Source organism: Jannaschia sp. 2305UL9-9, from assembly GCF_041403465.1.
Classification (GTDB): domain Bacteria; phylum Pseudomonadota; class Alphaproteobacteria; order Rhodobacterales; family Rhodobacteraceae; genus Jannaschia.
Genome location: NZ_JBGEHM010000004.1, coordinates 60,485 through 85,293, shown reverse-complemented (window position 1 = coordinate 85,293; position 24,809 = coordinate 60,485). Strand labels below are relative to the sequence as shown.

At 65.6% G+C, this 24,809-nt stretch carries 23 protein-coding genes, 1 tRNA gene and 1 other RNA gene; 11 read left to right on the top strand and 14 right to left on the bottom strand.

Annotation, left to right across the window (positions count from 1 at the left end; genetic code table 11):
• The first annotated feature begins 33 nt into the window (after positions 1 to 33).
• From V6N07_RS15395 to V6N07_RS15380, 4 genes are all read left to right on the top strand, one after another.
• The gene (locus tag V6N07_RS15395) at positions 34 to 714 is read left to right on the top strand and encodes an HAD family hydrolase (RefSeq protein WP_371157375.1); all 681 of its coding nucleotides are present in this window, start codon (positions 34 to 36) and stop codon (positions 712 to 714) included.
• A gap of 99 nt (positions 715 to 813) precedes the next feature.
• Positions 814 to 2,586: an aspartate--tRNA ligase gene (gene aspS, locus V6N07_RS15390; protein ID WP_371157373.1), complete on the top strand. Its 1,773-nt coding sequence runs from the start codon at positions 814 to 816 to the stop codon at positions 2,584 to 2,586.
• A gap of 102 nt (positions 2,587 to 2,688) precedes the next feature.
• Positions 2,689 to 4,044: a DUF1800 family protein gene (locus V6N07_RS15385; RefSeq protein WP_371157371.1), complete on the top strand. Its 1,356-nt coding sequence runs from the start codon at positions 2,689 to 2,691 to the stop codon at positions 4,042 to 4,044.
• Positions 4,045 to 4,048: 4 nt separating this feature from the next.
• A complete protein-coding gene (locus tag V6N07_RS15380) occupies positions 4,049 to 5,218 on the top strand; it encodes a DUF1501 domain-containing protein (RefSeq protein ID WP_371157369.1) in 1,170 nt (389 codons plus the stop codon).
• Positions 5,219 to 5,224: 6 nt separating this feature from the next.
• On the opposite strand, the gene V6N07_RS15375 is transcribed toward V6N07_RS15380, so the two are convergent.
• The 8 genes from V6N07_RS15375 to gatC form a co-directional block, all read right to left on the bottom strand.
• On the bottom strand, positions 5,225 to 5,725 hold the full coding sequence (locus tag V6N07_RS15375) for a GNAT family N-acetyltransferase (RefSeq protein ID WP_371157367.1): 501 nt from the start codon (positions 5,723 to 5,725) through the stop codon (positions 5,225 to 5,227).
• Positions 5,726 to 5,813: 88 nt separating this feature from the next.
• Positions 5,814 to 5,981 carry a 50S ribosomal protein L33 gene (rpmG, locus tag V6N07_RS15370; RefSeq protein WP_055681578.1) on the bottom strand — a complete coding sequence of 56 codons (168 nt, stop codon included), beginning with the start codon at positions 5,979 to 5,981 and terminating at the stop codon, positions 5,814 to 5,816.
• 94 nt (positions 5,982 to 6,075) lie between these two features.
• Complete coding sequence (locus tag V6N07_RS15365) at positions 6,076 to 6,486, bottom strand: hypothetical protein (protein WP_371157365.1); 411 nt, start codon at positions 6,484 to 6,486, stop codon at positions 6,076 to 6,078.
• Between the two features lie 95 nt (positions 6,487 to 6,581).
• Positions 6,582 to 6,960: RNase P RNA component class A (gene rnpB / locus V6N07_RS15360), an RNA gene on the bottom strand.
• A 12-nt stretch (positions 6,961 to 6,972) separates the two neighbouring features.
• Positions 6,973 to 7,599, bottom strand: a complete 627-nt coding sequence (locus tag V6N07_RS15355) for an N-acetylmuramoyl-L-alanine amidase (RefSeq protein WP_371157605.1) — start codon at positions 7,597 to 7,599, stop codon at positions 6,973 to 6,975.
• A 61-nt stretch (positions 7,600 to 7,660) separates the two neighbouring features.
• A complete protein-coding gene (locus tag V6N07_RS15350; protein WP_371157363.1) occupies positions 7,661 to 8,449 on the bottom strand; it encodes a hypothetical protein in 789 nt (262 codons plus the stop codon).
• A gap of 30 nt (positions 8,450 to 8,479) precedes the next feature.
• The gene (gatA, locus tag V6N07_RS15345) at positions 8,480 to 9,964 is read right to left on the bottom strand and encodes an Asp-tRNA(Asn)/Glu-tRNA(Gln) amidotransferase subunit GatA (RefSeq protein WP_371157361.1); all 1,485 of its coding nucleotides are present in this window, start codon (positions 9,962 to 9,964) and stop codon (positions 8,480 to 8,482) included.
• A complete protein-coding gene (gatC, locus tag V6N07_RS15340; RefSeq protein WP_371157359.1) occupies positions 9,961 to 10,248 on the bottom strand; it encodes an Asp-tRNA(Asn)/Glu-tRNA(Gln) amidotransferase subunit GatC in 288 nt (95 codons plus the stop codon). Before gatC ends, gatA begins: the two co-directional genes overlap by 4 nt.
• Positions 10,249 to 10,443: 195 nt before the next feature.
• Here gatC and V6N07_RS15335 point away from each other — a divergent pair.
• Positions 10,444 to 10,517, top strand: a tRNA-Gly gene (locus V6N07_RS15335).
• A 15-nt stretch (positions 10,518 to 10,532) separates the two neighbouring features.
• On the opposite strand, the gene V6N07_RS15330 is transcribed toward V6N07_RS15335, so the two are convergent.
• Positions 10,533 to 10,697, bottom strand: coding sequence for a hypothetical protein (locus V6N07_RS15330; RefSeq protein ID WP_371157357.1), 165 nt, complete (start codon positions 10,695 to 10,697; stop codon positions 10,533 to 10,535).
• A 148-nt stretch (positions 10,698 to 10,845) separates the two neighbouring features.
• Between V6N07_RS15330 and V6N07_RS15325 the strand changes: the two genes are divergently transcribed.
• Together V6N07_RS15325 and V6N07_RS15320 are read left to right on the top strand one after the other, a co-directional pair.
• Positions 10,846 to 12,627, top strand: coding sequence for an ABC transporter transmembrane domain-containing protein (locus V6N07_RS15325; protein WP_371157356.1), 1,782 nt, complete (start codon positions 10,846 to 10,848; stop codon positions 12,625 to 12,627).
• Between the two features lie 143 nt (positions 12,628 to 12,770).
• The gene (locus tag V6N07_RS15320; protein ID WP_371157354.1) at positions 12,771 to 14,657 is read left to right on the top strand and encodes an acyl-CoA synthetase; all 1,887 of its coding nucleotides are present in this window, start codon (positions 12,771 to 12,773) and stop codon (positions 14,655 to 14,657) included.
• Between the two features lie 110 nt (positions 14,658 to 14,767).
• On the opposite strand, the gene V6N07_RS15315 is transcribed toward V6N07_RS15320, so the two are convergent.
• Positions 14,768 to 14,977: a cold-shock protein gene (locus V6N07_RS15315; protein ID WP_371157352.1), complete on the bottom strand. Its 210-nt coding sequence runs from the start codon at positions 14,975 to 14,977 to the stop codon at positions 14,768 to 14,770.
• A gap of 167 nt (positions 14,978 to 15,144) precedes the next feature.
• On the opposite strand from V6N07_RS15315, the gene V6N07_RS15310 reads away from it, so the two are divergent.
• Complete coding sequence (locus V6N07_RS15310; protein ID WP_371157350.1) at positions 15,145 to 15,474, top strand: ArsC/Spx/MgsR family protein; 330 nt, start codon at positions 15,145 to 15,147, stop codon at positions 15,472 to 15,474.
• Between the two features lie 21 nt (positions 15,475 to 15,495).
• On the opposite strand, the gene V6N07_RS15305 is transcribed toward V6N07_RS15310, so the two are convergent.
• Positions 15,496 to 18,516, bottom strand: a complete 3,021-nt coding sequence (locus tag V6N07_RS15305; protein ID WP_371157348.1) for a hypothetical protein — start codon at positions 18,514 to 18,516, stop codon at positions 15,496 to 15,498.
• Positions 18,517 to 18,675: 159 nt separating this feature from the next.
• Here V6N07_RS15305 and V6N07_RS15300 point away from each other — a divergent pair, with 159 nt between their 5' ends.
• Positions 18,676 to 20,370: a VWA domain-containing protein gene (locus V6N07_RS15300; RefSeq protein ID WP_371157346.1), complete on the top strand. Its 1,695-nt coding sequence runs from the start codon at positions 18,676 to 18,678 to the stop codon at positions 20,368 to 20,370.
• A 42-nt stretch (positions 20,371 to 20,412) separates the two neighbouring features.
• Here V6N07_RS15300 and V6N07_RS15295 read toward each other — a convergent pair whose 3' ends face one another.
• A complete protein-coding gene (locus V6N07_RS15295; RefSeq protein WP_371157344.1) occupies positions 20,413 to 21,720 on the bottom strand; it encodes an O-acetylhomoserine aminocarboxypropyltransferase/cysteine synthase family protein in 1,308 nt (435 codons plus the stop codon).
• Positions 21,721 to 21,919: 199 nt separating this feature from the next.
• Between V6N07_RS15295 and V6N07_RS15290 the strand changes: the two genes are divergently transcribed.
• Positions 21,920 to 22,297, top strand: coding sequence for an NADH:ubiquinone oxidoreductase subunit NDUFA12 (locus tag V6N07_RS15290; protein ID WP_371157342.1), 378 nt, complete (start codon positions 21,920 to 21,922; stop codon positions 22,295 to 22,297).
• Positions 22,282 to 22,677 carry a DUF2155 domain-containing protein gene (locus V6N07_RS15285; protein ID WP_371157340.1) on the top strand — a complete coding sequence of 132 codons (396 nt, stop codon included), beginning with the start codon at positions 22,282 to 22,284 and terminating at the stop codon, positions 22,675 to 22,677. The genes V6N07_RS15290 and V6N07_RS15285 overlap by 16 nt, the downstream gene beginning before the upstream one ends.
• A 22-nt stretch (positions 22,678 to 22,699) precedes the next feature.
• Here V6N07_RS15285 and aat read toward each other — a convergent pair whose 3' ends face one another.
• Positions 22,700 to 23,359: a leucyl/phenylalanyl-tRNA--protein transferase gene (gene aat, locus V6N07_RS15280; protein WP_371157337.1), complete on the bottom strand. Its 660-nt coding sequence runs from the start codon at positions 23,357 to 23,359 to the stop codon at positions 22,700 to 22,702.
• A 100-nt stretch (positions 23,360 to 23,459) separates the two neighbouring features.
• On the bottom strand, positions 23,460 to 24,806 hold the full coding sequence (accC, locus tag V6N07_RS15275) for an acetyl-CoA carboxylase biotin carboxylase subunit (protein ID WP_371157335.1): 1,347 nt from the start codon (positions 24,804 to 24,806) through the stop codon (positions 23,460 to 23,462).
• Positions 24,807 to 24,809: the final 3 nt, after the last annotated feature.

Here is a 24,809-nt window from a genome sequence, read left to right as displayed (position 1 = left end):
CTGGTCACGCGCACAACACACGAGGTGGAAAACATGAAGCATTCCGCAATCCTGATGGGGGCCATCGGAACGGTCGCTGAAACGTCCGAACTGCAACGCCGGGCGTTCAACCTCGCCTTCGCGGTCAGCGACCTCGAGTGGGTCTGGGAGCCGCAGGTCTACTACCGGATGCTGCATCAGCCCGGGGGGCGCAACAGGATCGCGCAATACGCCGAGGCGGCGGGCGATAAGGTCGACGCCGATGCCCTGCATCAGTTGAAGGAACAGATCTTTGCCAAGCTGGTCGCCGAACAGGGGCTGCAACCTCGGGACGGTTTGACCGACCTGATCGCGGCGGCGCGGGCCGACTCGGTCCCCGTCGCGTTCTGCACGACGACGTCGGAGCATCAGGTCGACCTGGTGTTGTCCGGGCTGGAACCGGCCATGTCGCGTCGCGATTTCACGTGGATCGGCAACCGCACCGTGGTCGAGAACGGCAAACCGGCGCCCGACATCTATCTTGCTGCCCTGACGGCCCTCGGCGCCAATCCAGAGGATGCCCTCGTGATCGAGGATACGCCCGAGAGCGCGGAAGCCGCCCTGTCCGCCGGATTGCACGTCGTCGGGTTTCCGGGGCGTGCCGCCCGTGACCGCGCATTCCCCGCAGGGGTGAAGGTGGTCGACACCCTCGATCCCGCGATCCTCATGCCCAAGATGGGCATGGCCGCGGAATAGGAGGGGCCTGTCGCGGGGCGCGGGGTTGACTTCGCAGGCGGGTCACGGTCAACCGACGCGACCGATTTTCCCGCTTTTCCGATCCCCGAGGACCCCGCCATGCATGCCTTTCGCACCCACACCTGCGCTGGACTGACCAAGGCCGACGTGGGCGATACCGTCCGTCTGTCCGGCTGGGTGCACCGTATCCGCGACCATGGTGGCGTGTTGTTCATCGACCTGCGCGACCATTACGGCATGACGCAGCTGATCTGCGACCCCGACAGTCCCGTCTTCAACGAGGTCGAAAAGGTCCGGTCCGAGTGGTGCATTCGCATCGATGGAACGGTCAAGGCGCGCGACGAAAGCCTTGTGAACGCCAAGATCCCGACAGGCGAGATCGAGGTCTTCATCCGCGACATCGAAGTCCTCGGCGCCTCCTCGGAGTTGCCTTTGCAGGTTTTCGGCGATCAGGAATATCCCGAGGAAACGCGCCTGCGGTATCGTTTCCTCGACCTGCGGCGCGATGTCATGCAGCGCAACATGATCCTGCGATCCAATGTCGTCCGGTCGATGCGCAACCGGATGTGGGATCAGGGCTTCAACGAATTCCAGACGCCGATCATCACCGCGTCGTCGCCCGAGGGCGCGCGCGACTTCGTGGTGCCGTCCCGCCTGCACCCCGGCAAGGTCTATGCCCTGCCGCAGGCCCCGCAGCAATTCAAGCAGCTGCTGATGGTGTCAGGGTTCGATAAGTACTTTCAGATCGCGCCCTGTTTCCGCGACGAAGATCCCCGTGCCGACCGCTCGCCCACGGACTTCTATCAGCTCGACATGGAGATGAGCTTCGTCTCGCAAGAGGATGTCTTTGCGGCGATTCAGCCCGTGATCGGCGGCATCTTCGAAGAGTTCGGGGGCGGTCGCACCGTGGATGCGGAATGGCCCCTGATCAGCTATGCCGATGCGGCGCTGATGTATGGAACGGACAAGCCGGACCTGCGCAACCCCATCAAGATGCAGATCGTGTCCGAGCATTTTGAAGGCTCGGGCTTTGCGATCTTTGCCAAGCTGCTGGAGCAGGAGGGCACCCAGATCCGTGCCATTCCCGCGCCGACCGGCGGTTCGCGCAAGTTCTGTGACCGGATGAACAAGTTCGCGCAGGAGCAGGGCCTGCCGGGCATGGGCTACATCTTCTGGCGGGATCAGGGCAACGGTCTGGAGGCGGCGGGCCCGCTGGCCAAGAACATCGGCCCCGAACGCACCGAGGCGATCCGCCAGCAACTGGGCCTCGGCGTCGGTGACGCCGCCTTCTTCCTCGGCGGCAAGCCGGGCGATTTCGAAGGTGTCGCGGGGCGCGCCCGGACCGTCATCGGAGATGAACTTGGCCTGACCGACAAGGATCGCTTTGCCTTTGCGTGGATCGTCGATTTCCCGATGTACGAGCGGGATGAAGACGGAAAGCTGGATTTCAGCCACAACCCCTTCTCGATGCCGCAGGGCGGGTTGGAGGCCCTGGACGGCGATCCGGAAGATGTCCTCGGCTATCAATACGACCTTGCCTGCAACGGCTATGAGCTGATCTCCGGCGCCATTCGGAACCACCGTCCGGAAATCATGTTCAAGGCGTTCGAGCTGGCCGGGTATGGCCGTGACGAGGTCGAGAAGCGTTTCGGCGGCATGGTCAAGGCTTTCCAGTACGGCGCACCGCCCCACGGCGGGTGTGCCGCGGGGATCGATCGGATCGTGATGCTGTTGGCGGATGAGGCGAACATCCGCGAAGTCATCCTGTTCCCGATGAACCAGCGTGCCGAGGACCTGATGATGGGCGCGCCGAGCGAGCCTGTGTCCGGCCAGTTGATGGAACTCGGCCTGCGGCCTATCCCCAAGGACTGAACCATCGGCGTCGGCGCAGCGGTCACCGATCGCTGCGCCCGCCCTTAAATCGTCCGAAAGACCTGTTATCCTGTGGCGGAGCTTTGCAAAGGTCCGCCAAAGATGCCCCTGTCCCCAACGCTGGCCGCCGTTCGGTTCGGAACGGGGTTGTCGCCCGCCCATGCCGCACCGCAGGATGCCGGCGCCGTCTTGGCGCGCTTGCAGGGGACTGATGCCATGGCGGCGCGCTATCCTCAGCCAGCTTGGGCAGAAAAGGCCGCCATGGTCCGTCGCTGGGCGGAGGCACGTCGGGCGCGCAACGACGGCAGCGACGCGTCAGCGACGGCTTACCGACAGATCAACCGACAGATGTTTCGCGACTATCACGCCGACCTTGGCCGAATCGTGGCCCGTGGCGCGATGACCGATGATGGCCTGCGCGAACGGTTGCAGTGGTTCTGGTGCGACCATTTCACCGTGACGGATGGTGGCGGCCTGCTGCGCCGATCCGTTGCCGCCTATCACGAAGAGGCGATCCGCCCCCATCTGACGGGCCGGTTCGCCGATCTGTTGCAGGCCGCCGTGATGCATCCCGCCATGCTGATCTATCTGGACCAGGCGCGGTCGGTCGGCCCCAATTCCCCACGGGGGCGTCAGGGGGCGGGTCTGAACGAAAACCTCGCACGCGAGATCCTCGAGCTGCACACCCTAGGTGTCGAAGGTCCCTATGGTCAGAGGGATGTCACCCAACTGGCCGAGCTTTTGACCGGTCTGTCCGTAAGGCATGACGGCACGCCGGTGTTTCGCGGGCTGTTTGTCGAACCGGGGGCGGAGGAGGTGCTGGGCCTTTCCTACGGTGGCGCACGACCGGATGAGGGGGCGATCCGACAGGTATTGTCGGATCTTTCGGTTCACCCGGCGACGGCGCGTCACCTGTGCACCAAGCTGGTGCGGCACTTCGAATCCGATGTGCCGGACGCTGACATGGTCGCGGCGATGACCCGGCGCTGGATCGAGACGGATGGCGACCTGCTGGCGGTCTATGCCGTGATGCTGGACCATCCCGCGGCATCGGATCGCGCGCTGCGCAAGGTTCGACGACCGCTGGAGTTCATCGTGGCCGGGGCACGGGCACTGGGGATGGGCGCCGATCTGCCCGAGGCGGGAAACCGTATCGTGCGCGACTTCGTCCTGACGCCCCTGCAACTGATGGGACAGCGTTGGCAGCGGGCACCGGGGCCCGACGGCTGGCCCGAAGCGGCCGAGGCGTGGATCACGCCGCAGACGCTGGCAGCGCGGATCGAATGGGCCATGTCGGTCGCCGCCTCCCTGCCGGAGCCGCCCGATCCCCGCGCGTTTCTGGAAACCGCCCTCGCGGACCTGGCCGGCCCGCGCAGTCGGTTCGCCGCGGCGGCCGCCGAAAGTCGCGCGGCGGGGGTCGGGTTGATCCTGTCCTCGCCCGAGTTCCAGAGGAGGTAACGGCATGGGCCCGACATTGTCCCGGCGTCGCCTTCTGACCGGAGTGGGGTGTTCGCTTGCCGCCGCCCCGCTGATCACCCCGATGGCCTTCGCCGAGATGCCGTCGGACAATCGCCTCGTGGTGATCATCCTGCGGGGGGCCATGGACGGATTGGACGCCTTGCAACCCTATGGCGACCCTGCGCTGCGCGTCCTGCGGCCCGGTTTCGACATCGGCCCGGCGGCGGGCGCGATCGACCTGACCGGCTTTCACGCGCTGCATCCCGGACTTGGGGCCCTTGCGCCGATGTGGCGACAGGGACAGCTGGGGTTCGCCCAGGCGGTCAGCACCCCCTATCGCGGTCGACGCAGTCATTTCGACGGGCAGGATATTCTCGAGGCGGGAACAGCCGGTGAGGTTCCGGACGCGCAGCATCGGGATGGCTGGCTGAACCGTCTTCTTGGTGCGATGCCGGGGGCCACGGGGCGGACGGCCTTTGCCATCGGGCGCGATGACATGCTGCTGCTGCGCGGGGATGCGCCGCGCGCGACATGGGCACCGGACGCGCGGCTGGACCTTGCGCAGGCGACGCAGGACCTTCTGCTTCATCAGTACCACAACGATCCGCTTTTCCGGGACAACGCGCAGAAGGCGCTGTCGCTGTCGGCCGAAGGACTGGGCGACGATGCGCCGACGCGCGATGCAGACGGCGCGCTGTTCGCCTTTGCCGCCGCCCGCCTGCGCGAGGAATCGCGGATCGCGGCCCTGTCCCTGCCGGGATGGGACAGTCATCGCGGCCAACGGAACCAGGTAACGCGCATGTTCAGGCGTTTGTCCGATGGCATCTTGCGGCTTCAGGCCGACCTCGGGCCGCACTGGGATCGCACGATGGTTGTCGCGATGACGGAATTCGGGCGCACGGCTGCGGAAAATGGCACCCAGGGCACCGATCACGGAACCGGCGGCACCTTGATTCTGGCCGGGGGTGCCCTGAAAGGCGGCCGTGTCTGGGGCGACTGGCCCGGCCTCGCCGAGGCGCAGCTGTTGGACCGTCGCGACCTGATGCCGACGCGGGATGTCCGCGCCTACGCGGCGTGGGCCCTGCGCGGTCTGTTCGGCACGGACGCGGGGCTTTTGTCGCGGGTGGTCTTTCCCGGCCTCGAGATGGGAGAGGACCCGAGGCTGACCGGGTGAATGCGGTCAGACCGCGCGGACCATCCGCACCGATGGAAAGGTGATGTCCGGGCCCATCGCGACATCGAGGTTGGCGAGCCGGTCGAAGCCGAGGCTGGCATAGAACGGCACGGCGGTCAGGGTAGACAGGCAATCCAGACGCGTGACGCCGCATCTGCGGGCGTCCTGAATGATATGCTGCATCAGAGGTCGTGCATGCCCTTGGCGCAGGTGATCGGGGTGTGCGGCCACGTGCCGGATATTGCCGACGCCGGGTTGAACCGTGCCGGTGCGGCCGGGCGCCTGTCGGGTCCAGCCGCCGGCGGCGACTAGGGCGCCGTCTGTCGAGAACAGCAGGTAGAAAGTGCCGGAGGCCAGCAGGGCGGGCTGTGCGCGAACCATCCGGGGCAGGGCAGCGGCCAGAACATCCCGCGCATAGTCCTCGGCCAGCAGCCGCGGATAGGACGCCGCCAGAAGGGTATCGATGGCGGCGGCATCATCCGGAGTGGCAGGACGCAGGAGGGACATGGGGCTACCGGAAGGGCGGGCATGAAAAAGGCCGCGTCAGGATCAAACCCGCGCGGCCCTTCGGATCAGCAAGATCGCAAGCGGTTGCTTACTTGATCTTGCCTTCCTTGTATTCGACGTGCTTGCGGACGACAGGGTCGAACTTCCGCACGACCATCTTCTCGGTCATGGTGCGGGCGTTCTTCTTCGTCACGTAAAAGTGGCCGGTCCCGGCGGAGGAATTCAGCCGGATCTTGATCGTGGTGGGCTTCGCCATCGGGTGTCTCCTGCGTCGGTCGGGGCGCAAAAACGCGCAGCCCCTCTAATCCGGAGTGTGCCTTCTATCTGTTGTCACCGTGCTGTCAAGCGCATCATCCGACGATATCGGAACCTTGCCAATCAACGGTCATCAGAACGGTATCCTGATGCACATTTGGGGCAAAAGTGACCTTCGCAGGATAGGATATCGGCGCGATATACCCCAGATCGAATCGAACCCACGCCGGATTGCCCGTCAGGGCGGCCGCGAAGGCCTGTTCGACCTCTGGCCTGTCTGCGTGTTGCCAAAGGCTGAAGACGGGCAAACCACTCAGGTCCGTCGGCCCCTCAAAGCCCAGATCGAAGGCAAGACGCGTGCTCAACGTCGCTATATGCCCCTCTGCGGTCAAAAGGCCCAGCCTGTCGGGGCTGTGCACGACTTGATCTATGACATCCGGCGGAAGGCCGGGATTGCCTGGAAACATGTGTACATGCGTCTGCGCCGCCGCTGTCTGTGTTGCCATCGTGACCCCCACGCAACAGCAAATGACGCATGTTCCGGTCTGTCAACAAGGACGCCCCGAAACGATCCCGCATCGGCGGATTACGTCGGATCTGTATGTGCGGGGGGCCTGTAAGCCGGATTCTGTTCCCCGGATCGCTCCGGTTCGACGACCATTCCTCTGGAATGCGAATCGCTTCGCACCCTCAAGCTGCCAACCCGGACCCCTGCGGCAAAGTACCGGAGCCCCCGTTGCCGGGGGCGGTGGGTCCCTATTCGGCGTTGCTCCCGGTGGGGCTTGCCATGCGGGGGACGTTGCCGCCCCCCCGGTGCGCTCTTACCGCACCGTTTCACCCTTACCCTGCATGCAGGGCGGTCTTTTCTCTGTGGCGCTGTCCGTCGGGTTGCCCCGCCCGGGCGTTACCCGGCACCGTCACTTTGTGGAGTCCGGACTTTCCTCGTGGGGTTGCCCCCGCGCGGCCGTCCGGCCCCCCGCACGGCGCCGCGCCTAGGACGTGGCCGCGCCCGCGTCAACGGGGAAGCGTCGCGCCATGTCCGCGGCGATGGCACAATCGCGCCCATCCAGCGGACCATCGGCCCAGGGACGGAACCTGAGGCGAAACGCACCGAGCAGCGATTCGGTCGATGCATCCGCCGTCCAGCCAGCCGTTTTCAGGTTCGACAGAAAGGCGTCCGCGTCCGCATTCCCCGCACCGGGGGCGGGCCAGACCGACAGGCCGCGCCGGGCCAATCGCCGCCAGTCGAACCGCGCACCGGGGTCGATCTTGCGGCCGGGCGCGCAGTCGGAATGGCCGATGACCCCCTGCGGCGGGATGCCATGCCGCGCCATGAGGTCGGACAGGAGGGTTTCGAGACTGTCCATCTGTGGCGCGGGAAAGGGCGCGGCGCCCGTGTTCGACAATTCGATCCCGAGAGAGCGGGAGTTGACGTCACAGGTCGCTCCCCAGCGGCCCGCACCCGCATGCCAGGCGCGGCGATCATCGGCGACCAGCTGCGTCACGGTGCCGTCTTCGTCGATGATATAGTGGCAGGAGACTTCGGCCTCGGGCAGGCAAAGCCGCTTGATCGCGGGACCGGCACCGCCCCGCATCGCCGTGTAGTGAATGACGATCAGGTCCGGTGCCACGAAACCGCTGCGCCGGGGGCCGTGGTTCGGGCTGTCGACGCGGTTCACCTTACTGGCGGACCAGATTGCGGAACGTTGCCGGGTCCCACGCACAGGCATTGCCATCGCCGTCCGGATCAAGGTTCAGACGGTCGCGCTCCGGTCCGCCGGCACTCAGGAATTCTTCCTGCGCGACATCGTCGGTGCGATAGCCTTCGCATTTCTGCTCCGACCGGCGGGTGCTGGCCAACGCCGCACGACGATAGGTGCCAGAGGCGCCGACCGGCCGCGCGCGTTCGATCGCATAAGCGATGATGTTCGGGCCGTTGTCGTTGGGGCGTTCCAGTTCGGTGGGCTGAACCAGCTGATACTGCTGCCGCGCGGCGTTCACGCGGGCGGCATCGTCCTGAATGGACCGTTCGGCGGATACGGCGCCGAAATCCTGTTCCCGGCTGAGCGTCGGGTTGTCACGGCTCAGATCGACGGCTGACGGATCGACGGTTGCCGTCGCCGTGGCCGTGGTCAGGGTGGCCGGGTCCGCGATGGTCGGCAAAGGCGCGGGCGTCCCGATGGTTGCCGTGGCGACAGGGGCGGGGGCCGCGGTCGTGGCAGGCGTCGAAGTCGAACCGCCACCAAGGATGGCCCGCGTCTGACTGGCCAGTTCTTCCGCTTCGGTCGCGGGCGGGCGCACCGCCTGAGGTGCGCGCACGCCTGTCGAAAGCTCCGCCTCGCGTCGCTGGGCGTATTGGTCGGGGGTCTCGAACCCCGCCCCCTGTGCGCCGCTGTCGGGCACGGGGGGATCGCAGGCCGCCAAGGTCATGGCGGCCAGAAGGGGCAGCAGGGTCGGAGATGCGCGCATATCAGCCTCTTGGGGTCTTTTACCGGACGCCTACCACCATTTCGACGGTTGCGCCACGAAGCCGGCGCGCGCCTCAAGGCATTGTGCAACGTCCATCAGCGCGCCTTCTTCCCAAGGGCGTCCGATCAGCTGCAGGCCCATGGGCAGGCCTTTGGCATCCTGACCCGTCGGCACCGCGATGCCGGGCAGGCCGGCAAGGTTCACCGTCACGGTGAACACGTCGTTGAGATACATCTGGATCGGGTCCGCATCGGCCATCGCACCCAATTCGAAGGCAGAGGACGGCGTCGCGGGCGTCAGGATCGCGTCGATGCCATCGGCGAAGACAGTCTCGAAGTCGCGCTTGATCAGGGTGCGCACCCGGCGGGCGCGGTTGTAGTAGGCATCGTAGAAGCCCGCCGACAACACGTAGGTGCCGACCATCACGCGGCGCTGCACCTCGTCGCCGAACCCTTCGGCGCGCGTCTTTTCGTACATCTCGGTGATGCCGTCGCCCTGCGACAGCGATGCGCGATGGCCGAAACGGACCCCGTCATAGCGGGCAAGGTTCGATGACGCCTCGGCCGGGGCGATCACGTAGTACGTCGGCAGGGCGTATTTCGTGTGCGGCAGGCTGATGTCGCGGATTTCGGCACCCGCGTCGCGCAGCATGTCGGTGCCCTGCTGCCACAGGGCCTCGATCTCGGCGGGCATCCCGTCCATTCGGTATTCGCGGGGGATGCCGATGACCTTGCCACGGATATCGCCGGTCAGCATGGCCTCGAAATCCGGCACGGGCAGATCGGCGGAGGTGCTGTCACGCGGGTCGTGACCCGACATCGCGCGCAGCATGATGGCCGAATCGCGCACGGTGCGCGTCATAGGTCCGGCCTGGTCGAGGCTACTGGCGAAGGCGACGACGCCCCAGCGGGAGCAGCGGCCATAGGTCGGCTTAATGCCCGTGATGCCGGTGAAGGCCGCCGGTTGTCGGATCGACCCGCCGGTGTCGGTGCCAAGCGCGCCAAGACACAGGCGCGCAGCCACCGCAGCTGCGGACCCGCCCGACGATCCGCCGGGCGTCAGGTTGGCGTCGGAATTGCCGGCCTTCCACGGGTTCACGGCATTGCCATAGACGGAGGTCTCGTTCGACGAGCCCATGGCGAATTCGTCCATGTTCAGCTTGCCCAGCATGACGGCGCCGGATGTGAACAGCTGTTCGGTGATCGTGCTTTCGTATTCCGGCAGGAACCCCTCGAGGATGCGCGACCCGGCCTGCGAGGCGACGCCCTTGGTGCAGAACAGGTCCTTCACCCCGATCGGGATGCCGCACATGTCGGGGGCATCGCCTGCCTTGATGCGCGCGTCGGCGGCACGGGCCTGTTCGCGCGCGACATCGGGCGTATGGTGCACAAAGGCGTTCAGCGCACCGGCGCCTTCGATGGCGGTCAGATGCGCTTCGGTCAGTTCGGCGGCGGTCACCTCGCCTGCGCGCAGGGCATCGCGGGCGGCGGCAATGGTCAGATCGGTCAGGCTCATTCGACTACCTTCGGGACGGCAAAGAACCCTTCGCGGGCATCGGGGGCGTTCTTGAGGACGGCGGCTTGCTGGCTGCCGTCGATGACGGCATCGGCCCGACGTTTCAGACGCTGCGGCGTGACGGAGACCATGGGCTCGACCCCGTCGACATCGACTTCCTGCAGCTGCTCGATAAAGCCGAGGATGGCGTTGAATTCCTGGGCCAGTGGCTCCAGCCGGTCTTCTGGTACGGCAATACGGGCAAGCTTTGCCACTTTGCGCGCGGTTTCCTTGTCGATGGACATGGGGCCTCCGGGGGGATCAACGGTCGCGCCCGTCTAGCGCCCGTGGGGGCGGGGTTCAATATCCGGTCGCGGGGTGCGGGGCCACGGGCCATGAATTTGGATATTTGGGGGAACAAAGAAGCAGCCGGTGATGAAAAACGTGCGCGCGCGCCCCTTGCAATCGGGCAGGATGGGGCAGTAGAAGCAGCGCAGAGCGCGGGCGTTGTGTAGTGGTAAGACCTTAGCCTTCCAAGCTAATGACGCGGGTTCGATTCCCGCCGCCCGCTCCATCCTTCCTCGTCCGGTCACAGTCCGAACGTTCCGCGCAGGATCGGCAACAGAAGTGCCGCGCCGATCCCGACGACGGCCCCGATGGCCGACCGCACCCATAGTTTCAGACGCTGAGGGACCACCGCCGCGAGAACGGTGCAGACAATGCCGTAGAAGATGAGCGGGATGAGGTCGATCATGTGGGACGATCCTGTGCCGGGCCAATCCCCACAGCTTCACCGCCGCAGGACAACGGGTCAATCCCGCGCCATCGTCGCAGGGCCGCCCGCAATCTTGCGCCCCGCGCAGTGCGCCGCTACCTGATTGCCCGAGCAACCGGAGGGCCCGATGGTCGATATCGCCAAGGAAGAGGACCGGGCTGGGTCCAAGAAGATCGGGAGCTTGCGATCCCTCGTCCCGTTCTTCCGTCCCCATATGGCGATGGTCGCGGCGGCGATCGCGGCGCTGATCCTGACGGCCTGCGTGTCCCTGATCCTGCCACTGGCCGTGCGCCGGGTCGTCGACGGCTTTCAGACCGGAACATCGGCCCTGCTGGATCAATACTTCGCGGCTGCCCTTCTGATCGCGGCCCTGTTGGCGGCCGGAACCGGCCTGCGGTATTATCTGGTCACGCGCTTGGGCGAACGGGTTGTGGCGGACATCCGCAAGACCGTGTTCGACCGGATGATCCGCATGTCCCCGAACTTCTATGACAGCATCCTGACCGGGGAAGTTCTGTCGCGGATCACGACGGACACGACGTTGTTGCTGTCGGTGATCGGGTCGTCGGTGTCCATCGCATTGCGCAACATCCTGATCTTCGTGGGCGGCATGGGCCTGATGCTGTGGACGGCGCCGAAATTGTCGGGACTGGTCCTGCTGATCGTGCCCGCCGTGATCGTGCCGATCATCGTTCTGGGGCGTCGATTGCGAAAACTGAGCCGCGAAAATCAGGACTGGATCGCCGAATCCTCCGGCAAGGCGTCGGAATGGTTGCTGAGCGCGCAGACCGTTCAGGCCTATACCTTCGAGACATCGGCAGCCGGGCGCTTTGCCGATGTGACAGAGCAGAGCTTCCAGTCCGCCAAGACGCGCATCCGTGTCCGCGCGATCATGACCTTCATCGTCATTTCGTTGACCTTTGCGGGCATCGTCGGCGTGCTCTGGATCGGTGCGCGCGATGTCCGCGCCGACATCATGAGCATCGGCGAGCTGATCCAGTTCCTGATCTACGCGATCATGGTCGCAGGCTCCGTCGCGGCCCTGTCCGAGATCTGGGGCGAGTTGCAGCGCGCCGCCGGCGCGACCGAGCGTCTGGTGGAATTGCTGGAAGTCGAGGACGACGTTCAGGACCCGGTCACCGCCGCCGATCTGCCGACGGATGAGGCGATCGCTTTCGAGGATGTCACCTTCCGCTATCCTACGCGCCCTTCGATCAAGGCGCTGGATGGCGTGACGCTGACCGTGGCGCCCGGCGAAACCGTGGCCCTTGTCGGCCCGTCCGGCGCTGGCAAGTCGACGATGATCCAGATGCTGCAGCGGTTCTATGACCCTGCGTCCGGGCGCATCACCCTCGGCGGTACGGATCTGCGCGATCTCGACCGGAACGCCTTTCGGCGCAGGATGGCCCTTGTGCCGCAGGATCCGGTGATCTTCGCGGCTTCGGCCCGCGACAACATCCGCTTCGGCAATCCGGATGCAACCGACGCCGAGGTCGAGGAGGCCGCGAAGGCGGCCGCCGCGCACGAGTTCCTGATGGCCCTGCCGGAGGGGTATGACACCTACGTCGGTGAACGGGGCGTGATGCTGTCCGGTGGACAGAAGCAGCGCATCGCAATTGCCCGTGCCATCCTGCGCGACGCGCCGATCCTGCTGCTGGACGAGGCGACGAGCGCGCTTGACGCGGAAAGCGAGCGGGCCGTGCAGGATGCGGTCGCACGCTTGGCCCGTGGTCGCACGACGATCATCGTGGCGCACCGTCTGGCGACGGTGAAACAGGCGGATCGCATCATTGTCATGAAGGACGGTGCCATCGCCGCCGAGGGCACGCACGACGAATTGGTAGCCGAAGGCGGATTGTATGCGCGGCTGGCCAGATTGCAGTTTACGGATGGGCTGGCTGCCGAATAGGAGCCACGCCAAAGGAACGTTTCCCATCGCCTTGGCGTTTCAAACGCCGTAGCGTCGTGGTTGCGCTTGTCATGTGCCGTGGCCATCAAACAGGCGATCCACAACGGGGGGTGTTGTGGCAAGACCAAAAGGGGGAGGGATAAATGGGCGCGTTTGCGACAAAACAGGACATTCTTGACATCGAGGCGCAAGCGCCCTGGGATCAGGCAAAACCTGCCAAGACACTCTATCGTTTGCTGTCGGATACCGCGGCAAGGCACGGGGACCGCCCCGCCATAAGCTATCAGCTGTTCTCCGGTCCGACCGACCCGTCCGAGACGCTGACGTGGTCGCAGGTCAAGGACCGCGTCACCCAGACCGCCAACCTGTTCCGCAGCCTTGGCATCGCGGAAGGCGACACCGTTGCCTATGTCCTGCCCAATTGCACCGAGACGGCGACCGTTCTGTTGGGCGGCGCCGTTGCAGGCATCGTGAACCCGATCAATCCCCTGCTGGACGCCGAACAGATCGCCGCCATCCTGCGCGAAACGAATGCGAAGGTCGTCGTTACCCTGCGCGCCTTTCCCAAGACGGACGTGGCCCAGAAGGTCGCCGCCGCCGTGGCCTTGGCCCCCGCGGTCGAAACCGTGCTCGAGGTGGACCTCCATCGCTATCTGACGGGCGCGAAGAAACTTATCGTTCCGCTGATCCGTCCCAAGAACCCGGTGACCCACAAGGCCCGCGTGCTGTCCCTGATGAAGGAAGTCGCCAAACAGCCGACGACCCTTGGATTTGCGGATGCGGACGGTGATCGGGTGGCCGCCTATTTCCATACCGGTGGAACCACAGGCATGCCGAAGGTGGCGCAGCACACGTACGACGGGATGATCTACAACGGCTGGATCGGACATCGCCTTCTGTTCAGCGAACAGGACGTGGTGATTTGTCCGCTGCCGCTGTTCCACGTCTTCGCCTGCCACGTGATCCTGATGGCCATGGTCGCCTCGGGCGCGCATGTCGTGTTCCCCACGCCACAGGGGTATCGCGGCGACGGCGTCTTCGACAACTTCTGGAAGCTGGTCGAACGCTGGAAGGTGACGTTCATCATCACTGTGCCCACGGCCATGTCCGCCCTGATGCAGCGTCCGGTGAATGCCGACGTCAGTTCGGTCAAGACCGCGTTCTCGGGCTCCTCGCCCCTGCCGATCGAATTGTTCAAGCGGTTCGAACGGGAAACCGGCGTGACCGTTGTCGAAGGCTATGGCCTGACCGAGGCGACCTGCCTCGTCAGCTGCAACCCGGTCGAAGGGCAGAAGAAGATCGGGTCCGTCGGCATTCCGTTCATGCACACCGAGGTGCGCATCCTGATGGACCGCGGCGAAGGGCCGGTCGAATGCGCGACGGACGATGTCGGCGAGATCTGCATCTCGTCGCCCGGCGTGCTGGACGGATCGACCTATACCGAAGAGGACAAGAACCGGGATCTGTTCCACCATGGCTCGTTCCTGCGCACGGGCGACCTTGGCCGGATCGATGCCGACGGCTACCTGTGGATCACCGGGCGCGCCAAGGATCTGATCATTCGTGGCGGTCACAACATCGACCCGGCCGAGATCGAAGAGGCGCTAGCCGGACACCCCGATGTCGCCATGGCGGGTGCGATCGGTCAGCCGGATGCGTTCGCCGGGGAACTGCCCTGTGCCTACGTGGAGCTGGTCGCAGGTGCGACGGTCACACCCGAGGACCTGTCGAAGCATTGCGCGACCCATGTGCACGAACGGGCCGCGCGCCCCAAGCATATCGAGATCCTCGACGAATTGCCGAAGACCGCCGTCGGCAAGGTCTTCAAGCCCGATCTGCGCCGCCGCGCGATCACCCGGATCTATGATGCCGCCCTGTCGGAGGCCGGGTTGAATGCGAGGGTGCAGGAGGTTGTCGAAGACAAGCGCCGCGGCCTAGTCGCGCGTCTGACCCGCACCGGTGAGGTGGAGGAGCGGGACGTCGTCGCGACCCTTGGGAACTACACCCGTCCGTGGGAATGGGCCGAGTAGGCGCAGACCTGCGTCTGATCGACGATCCTTGAAAAACAAAAGACGCCTGATGCAAATCAGGCGTCACAAGGTTCCGCGCCCCGGAAGGCGCGGGAATCATGCGGTGGATCTCAGTCCAGGGCCACAAGGTCGGAGGCAGAGGAACGGCCGTCACGGCCTTCACGCATCTCGAATTCGATTTTCTGATTGTCCCGCAGGCCGGTCAGGCCAGCGCGTTCGACCGCGGAGATATGGACGAAGATGTCCTTGCCGCCGTCGTCGGGGGCGATGAAGCCGTATCCCTTGGTGGTGTTGAACCATTTCACGGTGCCAGTAGCCATGACCGTGTCTCCTTACGTGGGTCGTCCCGCCCGCAACATTGCGACGGAGTGGTGCGGAACGATCAAGGCTTGGATATGCGTTGAATCCCCCTGCACACTTTCCCAGTTATCTTGCCGCCGATAAAGGTCAAGGGGAACGGCAGGTGCAGGCAGAGGAAGGCAAATAAATGGTCATCGTGAACGGTTTGAAGGCATGTGACACATGCAGGAAAGCGCTGCGGGCGTTGTCGGATGCAGGGCAGGAGGCACAGCTTCGCGACTTCCGCGATGTTCCGCCGCAGCAGGCCGAAATCGCACGATGGTTCGCGCAGCTGGGCGATGCGATGGTCAACCGCCGCTCGACCACGTGGCGCAACCTGTCCGAGGAGGAGCGTGCAGGCGAACCTGTCGCCCTGATGCTGGCCCAGCCGACCCTGATCAAACGTCCCGTGATCGAGATCGGGGATACCGTTCACAGTGGCTGGACCGCACAGACGAAAGCGGCCCTCGGCCTCTGATCGTAAACGTTTTGCGCAGGGTCAGGCGCGGGGCAGGCGCAGCACGGTGTTGCGGCCCCCGCGCTGATAGCTCAACTCGCTCTCCCCGATGGCGGTCACCCGTCCACGGTCGAGGCGATCCCCGACTTCGACCTTCACATAGCGCCCGTTCGCCAGTCGGACGAGCGCTCGTCGCGCACCGGCACGCCCATAGACCCCGATCAGGTTGATCTGATTGAGACGCAGGACGTTGGTCTCGGTCGCGGCGCGCGCGACGCTGCCCCCGGCGGAACGGGTCTGTTGCGTGCCCGTATCGACGGTGCGCGCGGCTGGCGTCGCTGCCTGCGGCGCGGCGGTCGAGGCGGCAGAAGCCTGTTCGCGACGGCGCGTCACGATCCGCGCGGCCTCCCGTTCAACGGACCGGGGGCGTGTGCTGGGCCGCTCGGAAGCCGCAAGTGCGAGTTCGGAAACCGGGCCGCTGTCCTGTCGTGCGGCGGCGCTGTCTGCCTCGGCGGCGGCAAGTGATGCGGACGCCGCCTGCTGCGCGGCGAGGACGGCTGCGTTTGCCTCTTCGGCGGCTTCCGCGGCGGCCTGGGCGGCTGCAATGGCGGCGGCGGCTTCGGCGGCTGCGACTTCGATCGACGCGGGGCGCTGGCTGGGACGTGTCTGGGCAAGGGCCGCGATGGCTGGGTCCAGCGGGGCGTCCCCGGTCTCGTCTTCGCTGCCCTCCGATGCGATGACCTCGCGGTCTTCGGGGCGGGCGACAGGGCGCGTGCGCCGCAGGATCGCCTGCGCCTCGGTATCGACCTGCTGGGCGGCCTCCGCCTCGGCGTCTTCCGTGGCGGCCAAATCCGCGTCCTCGACCGCGGTTTCGGGGCGGGGCAGGGGAAGCAACGCGGGACGCCCCAGAACGACCGTATAGCCGCCGGGGGCAACGACACCCTCCGGCGTGGCCGCGACCAGTCCAAGTGCTGCGTCGGGATCGTCGGCAAGGTCCGCTGGGGGCGGATTGATCTGCGCGGCAAGCTGGTCGTTCGGCGGAATGCCGGCGGGCAAGTTCGCGCGATCGCCCGCAACGATCGCCGGGTCCAGGGATGCCGTCTGCACCTCGGGCCGGGTGTCGTCGGTGAGGGGCACGCTGGGCGCGGGGGGTGTCACGAAGCTGCCGGTGGCTTCGAAAGCCTCGGTGAAGACCGCAGGTTCGGTTTCCGCCACGGGGGCAGTGTCGAGGCTGGGCGCAACGGCAAGGTCCGGCGTGATCTCCGGCAGCAGCTGATCTTCGGAGAGGGCGGCGGTCACGGCCGCTTGCGTGGTGGCCTCCGACACGGGCGAAGGCGGGCGGATCAGGTTGGGCACATTCGCAGGCGCCGAACTTGCTGCGTCCGTTTGGGGCGCCGGCAACAGCGCGGCGATATCGACGGTGTCGTCCAAGACATCTGCCGCTGCCGCGTTGTCTGGCGCAGCCTGTGCGATATCGATTGCCGCAGGTGTTGCAGGTGGCAGGACCGGCACCTCTGCCGGCGCGACGTTCGCCTGCTCCGACCCGGCGGCGCCGGGCACGTCCGGTGGCGTCTCCGTCACCTGGTCGGACGGGCCCAAAAGCGCGGATCCCGCGCCAATCAGGACCAGTGCGACGAGAAGACCGAGCGTCAGGATCAAGCCCAGACGGGCAGAGGACGCGGGCTTTGCGGCCTTCTCTCTGGCTATGCCGGGCAGGGCCAATGCCTGCGCCTCGGCTTGGCGTTCGGCCTTTGCGGCATCATCCGGATCGGCCTTGCGAGCGGTCGCCGCCTTGTCCCGGATCCGCATCGCCAAGGCGCCAAGGGCCCCGGCAGGAACCAGCGGACGGCGTTTGTCTGTTGGAACGGTGGGCGGGGTGTCGGTCGCCGCAGCCTCCACGGCGTCCGTTGGCGCCACAAGCGGTGGCGTATCCTTGGGCTTGGCGGTTTTCGGGTTCGGTTTGTCCTGCGCCGACAGTTTCGGGCGATCGGACGCCTTGGCCGAAGGCGTGTCAGCTGTCATGCCGGGTGGCGCGATGACCGGAGCAGCAGCGGCGCGTTTCGGCGGTGTCGGCGTAGGCGTCAGGCGCGGTGCCACCTTAGCCAGGCGTTCCCCGCTTGCCGCGCGCACTTCGGGTACGGGCACGCGCTGTGTCTGGGCGCGGCTGCTGGCGAAAGCAACGCTTGGCACGAGGGGGTCGGACGGCTTGTCTGCCTCTGCCTCTGCCTCTGCCTCTGCCTCTGCCTCTGCCTCTGCCTCTGCCTCTGCCTCTGCCTCGGTTTCGCCAGCGGCAACAAGGTCGGCAAAGCTGCCCTCCGCGACGACTTCCTCCGGGCCTGTGGGGGCGTCATCGGCAGGCGCCTGGTCCGGTTGCTCGGGATCAGATTGGGAAGGGGCCTCGGAGGTTTCTTCCGCGGTGGCCTTTTCCTGCGCGCGACGCGGGCTGCTGAAGGCGGGTTCTGCCATCACAACCGGCGTAGCCGCAGGGATCGGTGCGGGGTCGGCGTCGTCCGGCAACGGGGGCGCCTTGACCGCATCGAAATTGCCCGGCACGTCTATCCGGGCCGATTTGCTGCCCAACAGATCATGGGCCAGACCCGTCTTTCCGAAGTTCGGAATGCCGGGATAGGCCGGGTCCTGCGGATTGGCGACCACGGCGACCGGGCGGAACCCGTATTCGGCGGCAAATGTCTCGGCCTCCAGCAGGGTTTCCAGGGCCACCACGGCCACCTGCAGCCGATCACCGATGACCATGTAATCGAAAGTCAGATCCTCGACCGGGTAGGGCGTCCGACCCTTGAGCAGGGCGCGGATCGTCTCATCCGCCTTGCGGTCGTCACGCTCCAGCGAGGTATAGAGAAGCTGGCTGTCGGGCAGGATCAGAAGCGACGTGAAATCGGGGCCCACGCGGGCTTCGCATCTGTCGCGCAGGCGCGCCAGACGGTCCGGCATGTCGGGCGCATCAAGGCGCACGGTCCCTTCGCGCCACCACCCGCCATCGGGCGCGCGGCTGAGAACGGTGATCCCGTCGAGGGAGAGATCCAGAGCGATTTGCGGAGTCATGGCCAGAGCCTAGCATGGCCGGATGGACGGCGGAAAGTGCATCCGAACACCGATCCGAGCAACCGGCGGCACACTGCCGGGGGGCAAGGGTAAGGGAACAATCCATAGACGAAAGTGACGGAAAAGTCGTAACTTGGCGGCAGAACAGGGAGTATCATCATGACCGCACGCGACATCGTTTTCGTGATCGACACAACGGGCAGCATGGGCGGGCCTTTCAACGCGATCAACGCCGCCCGGGCAGACCTGCTGGACCTGCTGTTCGGGGTCGATACCACCGAGGATGTGCGCGTTGCCATCGTCGGCTACAATGACCCGAACGTGACGACGTTGTTGGAATTCACCGATCAGGAAGATATCGGCGCGCGGCGAGGGGCCGCGGCGGAGGGCCTCGACAGGCTGACAGCAACCGGCGGCGGCGATTTTCCGGAGTATACCTATACCGGTCTTCTGCGTGCGCTGGACGGGACTGTCGGGACGTGGCGGGCGGATGTCGACCGTGACATCATCCTGATCGGCGATGCGACGGCCAAGGACGCCAGCCTGCGGGACGAGGTGCTGACCCTCGCGGCCGATGTCGATCCGGGCGATGGCGTGGTGCCGGTCAGCGTCTCCACGATCGCGGTGGGGGGAAATAGCAGCACGATCGCGGAATTCGAGGGGATCGCCGCGGCCACCGGTGGCGCTGCGCAAGCGCCTTCCAATTCCGGTATCGGGGCGGCCATCGCCAATCTGTTCGGCGAGAGCGTGACCTATGACCTGAGCACCGACGCCCCTGACGAAGGTCTTTCCGAAGGGGCCGCCGGCGACGAAACCGAGGTGACCATCACGGTCACGCGCGACACGACGGAAGGGGCGGCGAGTTTTCAGCTCTCGACCGCTGGCGATGCGGATGCGCAGGATTTCAGCACGCCCCTGTCAGGTGCATTTTCGGATGGGGAGGCGACGGCCACGGTGGTCCTGACAGTCACGGGGGACGACATCCTCGAGGCTGACGAGACGATCAGGCTGACCCTTGAGGCCACGACCGGCTTTCCGTCCTACACGACCCGCGAGGTCGTGTTGACGATCCTGAACGATGATGACGCGCAGCAGATCGGCACGGACATGACCGACGTGCTGAACGGCACCGACTTCAACGACGTGTTGGAGGGACGCGGCGGCCGGGATATCCTCGAAGGCGGGCGCGGCAATGACCGGATCGCGGGGGAAGCGGGCGATGACGTCCTGAGCGGCGGTCGTGGGTACGACACGCTCAATGGGGGTGACGGAGACGATGTCATCACCGGTGGCGATGATTTCGCCGACGTGCGCGATGTCATCTATGGCGCCGGCGGCAAGGATGTCATCGACGGCGGATATGGCAACGATCTGATATATGGCGGTGATGACGGCGACGTCATCATGGGCGGTTTCGGGGCCGACCTGCTGCTCGGGCAAAATGGCGATGATATCGTCACGGGTGGTGCCGGCGGCGATACCCTGCGCGGCGGCAGTGGCGATGACTTCCTCAACGGCGGGTTCGGGAACGACAATCTTCGCGGCGGTGACGGGGCCGACAGGTTCTATCATGACGGCACGGTGGGTCATGGCGCGGACTGGATTGCCGATTACGACGCGGCCGAGGGCGACGAGCTGTTGTTCGGGCAGGCCGGCGCGACGGTGGATGATTTCGTGATCAGCTATGCGGCGACGGCACCCAATGGCGGTGCCCCGGGCGAAGATGACGTGGAAGAGGCCTATGTCACCTATGTCCCCAGTGGCGAGGTGGTCTTCGTCCTCGTCGACGGGGCCGATCTGGACCGTATCGACATGCGTATCGCGGGCGGAGAGGCCTTCGACCTGCTCGCCTGAGGTGTGGCGCGCCGGAGCATTGTCCGGCGCGCCGACTGTCCGTTATTCGGCCGCCATCTGCGGGGCGGCCTTGGCCAGTGCCTGATCCAGATCCGCGATCAGGTCGTCGGCATCCTCGATCCCGATCGAGATGCGCACGACATCCGGGCCAGCCCCTGCGGCGGCCTGCTGTTCGGGCGACAGCTGCCGGTGGGTGGTCGAGGCGGAGTGGATCACGAGGCTGCGCGCATCGCCGAGGTTCGCGACGTGGCTGAAGATCTCGAGGTTGTCGACGAACTTGACGCAGGCGTCGTAGCCCCCCTTGAGCTGAACGGTGAACAGACCGCCCGCGCCCTTGGGGCAGACCTTCTTGGCAAGCTCGTGATAGGGCGACGACGGCAGGCCAGCGTAGGTGACGGCCGCGACCGCCGGGTGCTGTTCCAGCCAGCCTGCGACCTTTTCGGCGTTGGATACGTGGCGGTCCATCCGCAGGGACAGCGTCTCGATCCCGCACAGCGTGTAATGCGCGGCTTGCGGGTTCATGGTCATGCCCAGATCGCGCAACCCGATGGCAATGCCGTGGAAGGTGAAGGCGAGGGCGCCGAACGTCTCGTGGAACTTGAGGCCGTGATATGCGGGCTCAGCCTCGGAGAGGGACGGGAACTTGCCGGAGGCGGACCAGTCGAAATTGCCCGAATCGACGACGCAGCCGCCCGTGACGGTGCCGTTGCCGGTCAGATACTTGGTCGTCGAATGCACGACCAGCGTGGCGCCGTGTTCGATGGGCCGTACGAGGTAGGGTGTCGCGGTCGTGTTGTCGATGATCAGGGGCAGGCCCGCCGCATCGGCAACATCGGCAATTGCCCGGACATCCATGATCCAGCCGCCGGGGTTGGCAATCGCCTCTCCGAAAACTGCACGGGTGTCATCGTCGATGGCATCCGCCACTGCCTGCGGGTCATCGAAATCGACGAACTTGGCCGACCAGCCAAAGCGCTTGATGGTCTGGCTGAACTGCGTGACCGTGCCGCCGTACAGACGGGTGGATGCCACGATGTTGCAGCCCGGCTGCATCAGGGGGAACAGGGCCATCAACTGCGCCGCATGCCCCGAAGAGCAGCAGACCGCCCCCGCGCCACCTTCGAGGGTTGCAATGCGTTCCTGTAGAACGGCGACCGTCGGGTTGGTCAGGCGCGAATAGATGTAGCCGACTTCCTGCAGGTTGAAGAGCGCGGCAGCATGTTCCGCATCGCGAAAGACATAGGCCGTCGTCTGGTAGATCGGCGTCTGGCGGGCACCGGTGGCGGGATCGGGGCGGGCACCTGCATGGATCTGCAGCGTGTCGAAGCCGTATTGGCGTGTCTCGGTCATTGCGTTCTCCCTCGAGTATCGGCGCGCAGCATAACGTTTTCACCAGATGCGAGCCAGTGGCGACGGCTAGGCATGGACCTGAAACAAATTGCACAGGATGATGCATTCGCTTCATCCCCGGCAGCACAGGGCGCCTTGCCACCTTGACCATCCGTGCGGGCGGTGTAGGGAGGGACGACCCTACGCGGAGGATGTCGACATGGCCGGATTGCTCAAACGCCTCGTGACCTGGTGGGACGGACAGTCCATCGGCACACAGCTGTTCACCGCGCGCAATGGCACCAAGGTGGGCGAGGACGCCCAAGGCAACGTGTTCTACCGCAACGACGACGACAGCCGCCGTTGGGTGATCTATTCCGGTCAGAACGACAGCACGCTGATCGGACCGGAATGGTATGGCTGGCTGCACCACACCTATGACAACACGCCCGAAGATGCGCCGCTTGCCCACAAGGCGTGGGAAAAGCCGCATCAGCCGAACCTTACCGGCACCGCCGAGGCTTTCGTGCGCCAAGGCTCCCTGCGCCGTGCGGACGTGAAGCCGGCCGCGGATTACGAGGCATGGAGCCCCGAGTGATCATGCGCCCCGTCCTGCGTCTTGCCGCGCTGGCCCTGCTCTGCGCGACCCTTCCGGCGTCGGCGCAGGCAGTCCGCACCGGTGTGGGGGCAGGGGCGGTCCTGCGCACCCTCGACAAGACCTCGGGCGAGGTGATCGACGTGGAGATGGCGTCGGGGCAGACGATGGCCTACGGGCCGTTGCAGGTGACCCTGCACGAATGCCGGTATCCGTCGAACAACCCGGCGGGCGATGCCTTCGGCCTCGTGCAGATCGTCGATGCCCGGGAGATCAAGGAATTGTTCGCAGGCTGGATGGTCGCGTCCTCTCCGGCGCTGAACGCGTTGGAGCATCGGCGCTACGACGTCTGGGTCCTGCGCTGTCTGTCAAATCAGGACTGACGACAGCAGCTTCGGGGTTGGTTCAGGTTGCAGGCTGAACCGTGCCATGTCGCAGCAGCGCAATCACGTCCTCGGGCGGCGGGACGATCTCGCTCAACCGCGCGCTTCCCTCGATCGCCTGACGCAGGCGCGCATGGTAGGCGTCCCGTGATATCTCGACCGCGCCCATCGAGGCCAGGTGATCCGTCAGGAACTGCGTATCGAACAGCTGAAAGCCATCCAGTCGCAGCATCGCGACGGCATTGGCGAGCGCGATCTTCGATGCATCGGTGCGCCGGGAGAACATCGATTCCCCGAAGAACGCGGCCCCGAGGGTGACGCCATAAAGACCGCCGACCAGCGCCTCGTCGTCCCACACCTCGACGGAATGGGCGAAGCCGAGGCGATGCAATTGATTGTAGAGACGCTGGATCGGACGGTTGATCCAGGTTTCCTCCCGGTCGGCACAGGCGCCGACGACATGGTCGAAGGCTTCGTTCACCGTCACCACGTAGGGGGCCCGACGCAAGGTGCGCGCAAGGCTGCGGGACAGGTGGAAGGCGTCGAGGGGGATGACGCCGCGCAGTTTCGGATCGACCCAGAAAATCTCATCATCGGCGCGGTCTTCGGACATGGGAAAGACGCCGCTGGCATAAGCCATCAGCAGCATCTCAGCCGTCAGTTCGGGGGTGTCACGCGCCATGCGTCAACCTAGCGGCCCAGCCCGTTCAGGGGAAGGGATCTCGGGTCGCCCCCCGTCAGAGGGCGACCCGTCGGGCAAGTTGCCGCCGACAGTCGGCCGGTCAGCCGAGGTTGTTTTCCAACCACTCTTCCAGCCAGTGGATGGTGTAGGTTCCATCCTGGATATCCGGCTCGGCCAGCAGGGCATCGAACAGCGGGATCGTGGTGTCGACGCCGTCGACGATCAATTCCCCAAGGCTGCGATGCAGGCGGGCCAAGGCCTCGGGCCGGTCGCGTCCATGCACGATCAGCTTGCCGATCAGCGAGTCGTAGTAGGGCGGAATGCGGTAGCCATCGTACAGCGCACTGTCCATCCGGACACCCAGACCGCCGGGGGCGTGATACTGGGTGATGGTTCCGGGCGAGGGCGAAAAGCTGGGCAGTTTCTCGGCGTTGATCCGCACCTCTATCGCGTGGCCCGTGATCTTCAGGTCGTCCTGTTCGAACGACATGGGCAGGCCGGCGGCCACGCGGATCTGTTCGCGAACGAGGTCGACGCCGAAAATCGCTTCTGTCACCGGGTGTTCCACCTGCAGGCGGGTGTTCATCTCGATGAAGAAGAACTCGCCGTTCTCGTACAGGAACTCGATCGTGCCCGCACCCGAATAGCCGATCCGCGCAACGGCCTCGGCGCAGGTCGCGCCGATCTCGGCGCGCATCTCGGGTGTGATACAGGGGCCGGGGGCCTCCTCGAACACCTTCTGGTGACGGCGCTGAAGCGAACAGTCGCGCTCGCCCAGATGAACGGCACGACCCTTGCCGTCGCCGAAGACCTGCACCTCGATATGGCGCGGCGTGCCGAGGTATTTCTCGATATAGACCTCGTCGTTGCCGAAGGCGGCCTTGGACTCCGACCGAGCGGTGCGGAAGGCCGTTTCCAGATCCGCAGCCGTCTTGGCCAGCTTCATGCCACGCCCGCCGCCGCCCGCGGTCGCCTTGACGATCACCGGATAACCGCATTCCTCGGACACGGCGCGCGCGGTCTCCATGTCGGGGACGCCCCCGTCGGATCCGGGCACGCAAGGCACACCCAATTCCTTCATGGTGTCCTTGGCCGTGATCTTGTCGCCCATGATGCGGATATGCGCGGCGGACGGGCCGATGAACGTGATGCCGTGATCTTCGAGAACCTGAACGAAGGCAGCGTTCTCGGACAGGAAGCCATAGCCGGGGTGGATAGCGTCCGCCCCGGTGATCTCGCAGGCGGAAATGATCGCCGGAATGTTCAGATAGCTCTGCGTGCCCGGCGCCGGGCCGATGCAGATCGATTCGTCGGCCATGCGCACGTGCATCGCGTCGGCATCGGCCGTCGAATGGACGGCAACGGTGGCGACGCCCATCTCGCGCGCGGCCCGCACGACACGCAGGGCGATCTCGCCCCGGTTCGCGATCAGGATTTTCTTGAACATGGT